Genomic DNA, 7,873 nt, shown 5'->3' on the forward strand with positions numbered 1-7,873 from the left:
CATTCATTGCGAAGCCCCGCTGAGCCTGAGCAAGGACGACGGCAGCACGATCTATGCGCCGGGCGGCGGCGGCACCTACACACTGATCCTCAGCAATGCCGGCCCGTCGACGGCCACCGGCGTGACGCTGACGGACACGCTGCCCACAGGCGCCACGCTGTCGGCCGCGGCGACGTGCACCGCGCAAGGCAGCGCCAGTTGCGGCACGCTGAGCGGCGCCGGCGGCGCCAGCAGCGTTTCGCTCAGCGGTGCGACCGTGCCGGCCGGCCTGGCCAACCGCCTGCAGCTCACGATTCCGGTTTCTTACGCCGCCACGCTGACCGCGGCCACGCTGACCAATACCGCGACGGCCGATGCCGCCGTCTCCGATCCGGTCAGCGCCAGCGATACCAACACGCGCTACAACCGCGCGCCGGTCGCCGATGCCCAATCGCTGTCGCTGGAGCAGGGCGGCAGTGCCGCCGTCACCCTGAGCGGCAGCGATGCCGACAATGACCCGCTGAGCTTCCGCGTCACCACGCCGCCGCAGCACGGCAGCCTGAGCGGCACGCCGCCGGCGCTGACCTATACGCCGGCATCGGCCTTCAGCGGCAGCGACAGCTTCGCCTACGTCGCCAACGACAGCCTGCTCGATTCCACGCCGGCCACGGTGTCGATCACCGTCACGGCGGCAAATCGCGCGCCGACCGTCACGTCCACCGCGATCACGACCGCGACCGCCGGCAGCGCCTACCGCTACGACGTGGAAGCGACCGATCCCGACAACGACACGCTGACCTACGCGCTGATCGATCCGCCGTCCGGCGCCAGCATAGATTCCGGCACCGGCGTGATCCGCTGGACCCCGACCACGCAGCAGGTCGGCAGCCACACCTTCGCCGTGCGCGTCAGCGACGGCCATGGCGGCACCGGTGCGCAGGACTTCACCCTGACCGTCAGCAACGCGAATCACGCGCCGGAGATCACCTCGACCGCGATCACCACGGCCAGCGTCGGCACGCCCTACAGCTACGACGTCGACGCCACCGACGCCGACAACGACACGCTGACCTATACGCTGAGCAATCCGCCCAGCGGCATGTCCATCGACACCGCGACCGGCGCAATCAGCTGGACGCCCGCCGCCAACCAGGCCGGCCCGCACAGCGTCACCATCCTGGTCAGCGACGGCCACGGCGGCAGCGACGAACAGAGCTTCAGCATCGACGTCGGCGCGGCCAACCGTCCGCCCGCCTTCACCTCGACCGCACCCACGCAGGCCACGCGCGGCGAAGCCTGGCGCTACGACGCCCAGGCCAGCGATCCCGACGGCGACGTGCTCGCCTACGACCTGGACGAAGCGCCCGCCGGCATGACCGTCGACGCGGCCAGCGGCCGCCTCGACTGGATTCCCGGCGATGAGCAGGTCGGCACCCACGCTGTCAGCCTGCGCGTCAGCGACGGCCGCGGCGGCAGTGCGGTGCAGGACTTCAGCGTGACCGTGATCGCGGTCAACCGTCCGCCGCGCATCACCAGCACGCCGGTGGTCGCCGGCGTCGCCGGCACCGCGTACCGCTACGACGTCAACGCGACCGATCCCGACAACGATGCGCTGACCTATCGCCTGGTCGATTTCCCGGCCGGCATGAGCATCAACGCCACGACCGGCGTCATCGACTGGCTGCCCACCGACGACCAGCTCGCCGCCGCCGATGTGACCGTGCAGGTGCAGGACGCCCACGGTGCCAGCGACGATCAGGTATTCCGTGTGATCGTGAATGCGGATCTGGTGGGGCACAGTCATGTGGGGAGGGAGTTCTGGTTCACCCATAGCCTCAACAGCTGCGACAGCAACGATCTGCTCGCATGTACACCGCCGCACTTCCCGGCCCGCAGCCATTGGGTCACGGTGGCTGCGCTGAACGGTGCGCAAGGTTTCGTGGAAATCCCCGGGTTGAATTTCCGTCAGGATTTCACCATCACCGCCGGCGGTGTCGCCGAGATCCAGCTGCCCTGGCAGGTGATGAACAGCCAGCCAGCGGTGGCGCGCAACCTTGGCGTGCACGTCGTATCTGATGAGCCTGTGACGGTAGTTGCGCTGAACCGGCTGCTGCAATCCACGGATGCGGCCGTGATTTATCCCGTCGATGTGCTGGGGCTGCAATACACCGCTATCGACTATCCGCGCTACACCTTGGCGGGCGGCCAGATCTCGGTGGTGGCGATCCATGACAACACCACCGTGAGCTTCACGCCACCGCCGGGCAAGGCGGTGTTGGGTCCCGGCGGCGTGGTCAGGAATTCGTGGTCGGTGACCTTGCAGCGCGGCCAGGCGTATCAGCTGTACAGCTGGGAAGGTCAGGGAGGCGAACCTTACAGCGGCGCACGTGTGATCAGCTCCAGGCAAGTCGCCGTGTTCGGCGGCGGAATTTGCGCGAACGTTCCGGTCGAGGCCAAGGCCTGCGATCATCTGTTCGAGCAATTGCTGCCGGACCGCAACCTGGGCCAGCGCTTTCTCGCTGGCCGCCTGGCCACGCGCAGCGTCGGCAACGTGTATCGCTTCGTTGCAACCGAGGACGATACCGCCGTCTACGCAGGCACCCAGCTGGTCGCCGTGCTGCGCCGCGGTGATGTTGCCGAGCGTCTGCTCGACGGCCCCGTCGCGATCTACGCCACCAAGCCGGTACAGGCTTGGCTGCTGGCTGCCGGCGAAACCCTGGATTCGGGCGCGCGCGACGTGCCGCCCGATGTGCCGCCGCACGAAAACGATCCTGACGGCAATCTGCTCGATCCGTTTGCGATCGGCCTGCCGCCCGTGGGCACCGAGCTGTCGGACTATCTCTTTACTACGCCACAGGTGCCGGCGCTGCTGCTGCACTATGCCGGGCTGACCATTCCCGAATCTGCCGTGGCCAGCCTGCGTCTGGATGGCGCTGCCGTCAGCGGCGTGACCTGGCAGCCGATTCCCGGCACCAGCAGTGTTCACGGCAATCTGCGCCTGGCACCGGGCCGTCACCGCCTGACCGCGGCGGCGCCGTTCGGTCTGATCGTCTATGGCTACGGTCCGTATGAATCCTACGGCTATACCGGCGGTCTGCTGATCGGCAATCAGGACCGCGTGCAGCGGCTGGAGGTCACGCCACTGGCGCAGACGCGCACCGTCGGCGACAGCGCCTGCTTCGCCGTCGTCGCCCGGGACGAACAGAACAAACGCATTCCTTATGCGCGCTTCGGCGTGCGTGTGGACGGCCGGCTGGCGCGCGCAGAATCAGGCTATCTCGACGGCACCGGCCGCGGCGAATACTGCTTCGAGCATCCTTTCGCCGAGATCACGCCGCTGGTGTTCGAGTCCGGCTTCGCCCAGATCCAGGCCCAGGTGGAATGGCTGGCACCGACCGACGGCGTCAATCGCGCGCCCATCATCACGTCGCTGCCCGCGCTGGAATTGCGCGATGCGGCGTTCCATTACGACCTCGACGCCGTGGATCCCAACGGCGACGTGCTGAACTATGTGTTGGTCAGCGGTCCCTCAGGCGCGCAGATCGACGCGCAGACCGGCGTGCTGGCCTGGACTCCGCCCGTGCCGGCCAATCGCGAACCGTTGTTGCAGGACTTCACGCTGCGCGCGGTCGATCCGCAGGGCTTGCATGCGGAACAACGCTTCACGCTGCAAGTGCATTTCACCGCGCAGTTAAGTGTTGTCAGCAAAGTGAATCCGGATGGCAGTGTCTCTGACAACCAATCGGCCACCGAAGGATTTCCGTATACCTCCGGGTTGCGCGCCCTGGGCGGAGTTGCTGCGCTGCTGCGTGTCGATCTGCTGCAGGCACCGTTGGCCATGACCGCGGAATTGTTTGACCGCCAGGGCAGCCTCAAGTGGAGCCACGACGCCGTGCTATCGCCGGCGCTGCGCTACAACGACGCCTTGCATCAGGGCACCCGTGACAACCGCTCCACTGCGCCGGATCTCGTGCTGGCGCCGGTATGGCGCAACAGCGGCAGCGGCATGCTCGTGCCGGTGTTCGGCCGTCCGCTGGATACCAACAATGACGGAGTGGTGAATGCCTCCGACCGTCTGGTAGCGGCCGCCGTGGCCGGCTCCCGCCTGGTCGCGCGCTTCGTCGATACCGGCGAAGCCCTGCCATGGTCGGGTACGCCGCAGGCCTACGCCAATATCGTGCCGGCCTTCGTCGACCTCGACGGCGATGGCCGTCACGAGCTGCTCTATTGCAACTCCGCGAGCAAGCTCGTCGCCATCAACGGTGCCAACCAGCGCATCTGGAACACGGACCCGGTCTTCGGCACGAACTCGTTCTACCCGTTGTTCACCAGTATCGAAGCCGCCGATCTCGACGGCGATGGCACGCCGGAAATCTTCGCCGCCGGACGGCTGTACGGCGCCAATGGCGTCAGCCGCTGGAACATGGGACCAAGCAGCGGCTACGTCAACACGGCATATGTCTCTCCGTTGCTGATCGACATTGACGGCGATGGCGTGCGCGAAGTGCTGTTCTACAACGAGGTGCGCCGGGCCAACGGCAGCCTGGCCTGGACAGTTCCGGCGCTGAGTCCGTCCAGTCCGGCCGTGGCCGAGTTCGCTGCCTTTGATTTCGATGGCGACGGCGACAAGGAAGTGATTGCGAGCGTGCTTTACACGGCCAGCAACGAGCGCCGGCTGGAACGCTTCAACCATGACGGCACGCGCCTGGGTAATCCCATTCCGCTGGTTTCCGCCGGTGGTCCGCCGGCAATTTTCGATATCGACCGCGACGGCACGGCCGACATCTACCTGCCGCTGGAACGCAAGGCCTGGTCGCTGGACGGCAGCGTACGCAGCGCGCTGGAACCGCTGTCGTCGGCCAACCTGCCGCTGCTGTTCGACGCCAACGGCGATGGCGCAGTGGAGTCGTTGGGACCCGTGGATTCGTCCGGCGACAGATTTATCCGCGATGTGCAGACGGATTGGAGCTGGTCGCAGCTCAAGCTGGGTTTGACCGAGCAACGCGGCCCCGGTGCGCTGGTAGACAGCGACGGCGACGGCAATGCCGAGTGGTTCGTTGCCGGTGCCGACAACGCGCTGGCCCGGCCCGTACACGGAGTGTGGCCGGCGGACCGCGCGGGCCGGCGCAGCTACCGCGACGGTGTGGCGCGCCATGCGGGCAGCTTCGATGTGGATATTCCGCCGCGTACGCCGGACGACCTGCGCTACGATCTGTGGATCGGCGACCTGCGCCAGCGTGCTGGCGGCGATGCCGCCCACAAGCGCTACGAGGTGAACGTGCGCAACCGCGGTCTGCGCGGTCTGCAGCAACCTGTCACGGTGCGCCTGTACGCCGGGGAGCGCGGCAACGGCGGTCATGAACTCACGCACAAGACCATCGCGCCGCTGCGCTCGGGCGAGCGTGCCGCTGCCGTGTTCGACGACGTGCGCATGGATGATCTGCAGGGTTGGATATTCGCCTATGTCGATGCTGCCGCCAATGAAAACGGCAGCGACTTCCTGCCCTACAACAACCGTGTCGCTGCCCACGTCATCGACATCGTCCTGAGCGATGGCAACAGCCGGGTGGATCGTCTGCTGCATAGTGTCGAAGTCAGGCAACGCAGCCTGGATCTGAATATCAACGGCAATCTGCCGGCCAATGTCTATTCCGGCCATACGATCACGCTGCAACTGCTGGCGGACCAGATCGATCTGGACGGCTCGCCGTATTTCTTCCTGACCGGTGCGCCGGAAGGTGCTCGCATCGATCCCTGGACCGGCGTGCTGACCTGGACACCGACGGCAGCTCAGGCCGGCTATCGCTATTTCTACGCCAACGTCCGTTTCCCTAGTGGCGTCCACGACATTGTGATGCTGACTACGACCGTCGTGGCCAATCCCAACCGGCCGCCGCAGATCACTTCCACGGCACCTAAGTACGCGGTAGTGGGGCAGGCCTGGAACTATGCGGTTGCAGCGAGCGATCCTGACGGCGATGCGCTGACTTATGCGCTCAACCCCGCCGCTGCCGGCATGAGCATCGATGCCCAGACCGGCGTGATCAGCTGGACACCCGCTACGGCCGGTACGCAGAGCGCGACCGTGCGTGTGACGGATTCGGCCAACAACACCACGGCGCAGGCGTTCAGCGTCACCGTGCAGACGCCGGCGACCTCGATCCCGGTGTTCTCCACCAGTCCGCCGACCACGGCCAAGGCTGGCTGTCTCTATACGTATGACGCCGAAGCGGCCAATGCCGGCGGTCAGGTCATGACCTATGAACTGTTCGCGGGAGCGCCCGCCGGCATGACGGTCAACGGCGCCACCGGTCTGGTGCAGTGGACGCCGGCGGCGGACCAGGCCGGCATCCGCCGCGTCACGGTTCATGTCCACAATCCCGGCAGCACGGCTTTCGCCAACCAGACCTGGGATATCGACGTGGCGGGTGCCGACCGTGCGCTGCGCGTGGATGGCCTGGCATCGCCGACCTACGCCGCGCCGAACCAGCCGATTGCGCTGGAAGCCGTGGTCCAGTACGCCGCAGGCTCCTACATGCTGACCGCGACCGTCAACGGCGCACCGCTCGCGCTGGATGCGCAGGGCAAGGCGAGCTTCACGCCGCCGGCTGCCGGTGCCTACACCGTCGTGTTCAACGTGGCCGACGGCTGCCAGAGCGCACAGTCCTCCGTCACGTTCTACGCCGGTGACGCGACCGACATGGATCCGCCGCTGGTGCAGCTGCACACGCCGAGCAATGACAGCGTCATCACCAAGCCGACGGCGATCGTGGGCACGGTCAACGACGCCCAGCTCGCACGCTGGCGCCTCGCGCTCAAGGACAGCGCCGGCGCGGACCAGCACCGCATCCTCGCCACGGGCACCAACACCTTCAGCAACGCCGCGTTCGCGACGCTGGATCCGACCTTGCTGATGAACGGCATCCATATCCTGGTGCTGGAAGGCACCGACACCAGCGGCCGGGTCACCACCGATTCGGTGGCGGTCAGTGTCGAAGGCGATATGAAGGTCGGCCACTACTCTGTCACCTTCCTGGAACTGGAGATTCCGCTCAACGGCATTCCGATCCGCGTCACGCGCACCTACGACACGCGCCGCGCGCACGAGGACCTGGACTTCGGCTACGGCTGGAGCATCGACTACCAGAACGTGCGTCTGCGCGAGAACCGCAAGCTCGGCTACAGCTGGCTTCTGGCACAGCAATCCGGCGGGCTGGCCCCCTGGTGCGTGCGGCCGCTGTCGGATCCGCTGGTCACCGTCACGCTGCCCGATGGCAAAGTGGAGAAGTTCAAGGCGCGCTTCGAGCCCGAGTGCCAGCAGTACACGCCGACGGTCTACGGCGAGCTGAAGTTCTCGCCGGTGGGCGATACCCACAGCGAACTCAAACAGTTGAGCTACGGCACCGTGCGCGTGGTGGAGCAGGGCGAGTCCAGCAATCTGGTCGATCTGGATGCACTGGACCAGCCGTTGGATCCGGCCCTGTATGAGCTGACCACCGAAGAGGGCATGGTCTACGTCATCGACCAGCAGTTCGGTATCCGCACCATCACCGACCAGGCCGGTAACACGATTACGTACAGCCGCGACGGCATCATCCATTCCAGCGGCCGCCGCATCGGTTTCGAGCGCGACGCCCAGGATCGCATCGTGCGCATCACCCAGCCCGACGGCGAGGCGCGCACGTATACGTATTCGCCCGCCGGCGATCTGCTGACGGCGGCCGATCCGCTGGGCGATGCCAGCCGCTACGGCTACCTCGCCAGCCCGCGTTGGCCGCACTACCTGGAAACCATCCACGATCCGCGCAACACGCGCGTCGCGCGCTACGAATACGACGCGGACGGCCGTCTGGTCGCCAGCGTCGATGCGAACGACAAGCGCATCGAGTACACC

The 7,873-nt window shown here is 66.5% G+C and carries 1 protein-coding gene; it reads left to right on the plus strand.

The window, feature by feature from the left end; translation table 11 throughout:
- The coding region (locus NM961_RS23585) for a putative Ig domain-containing protein (RefSeq protein WP_255916884.1) at nucleotides 1-7,873 on the plus strand (7,873 nt) is incomplete at both ends.

The organism is Tahibacter harae (assembly GCF_024437735.1).
In the GTDB taxonomy this organism is placed as follows: Bacteria; Pseudomonadota; Gammaproteobacteria; order Xanthomonadales; family Rhodanobacteraceae; genus Tahibacter; species Tahibacter harae.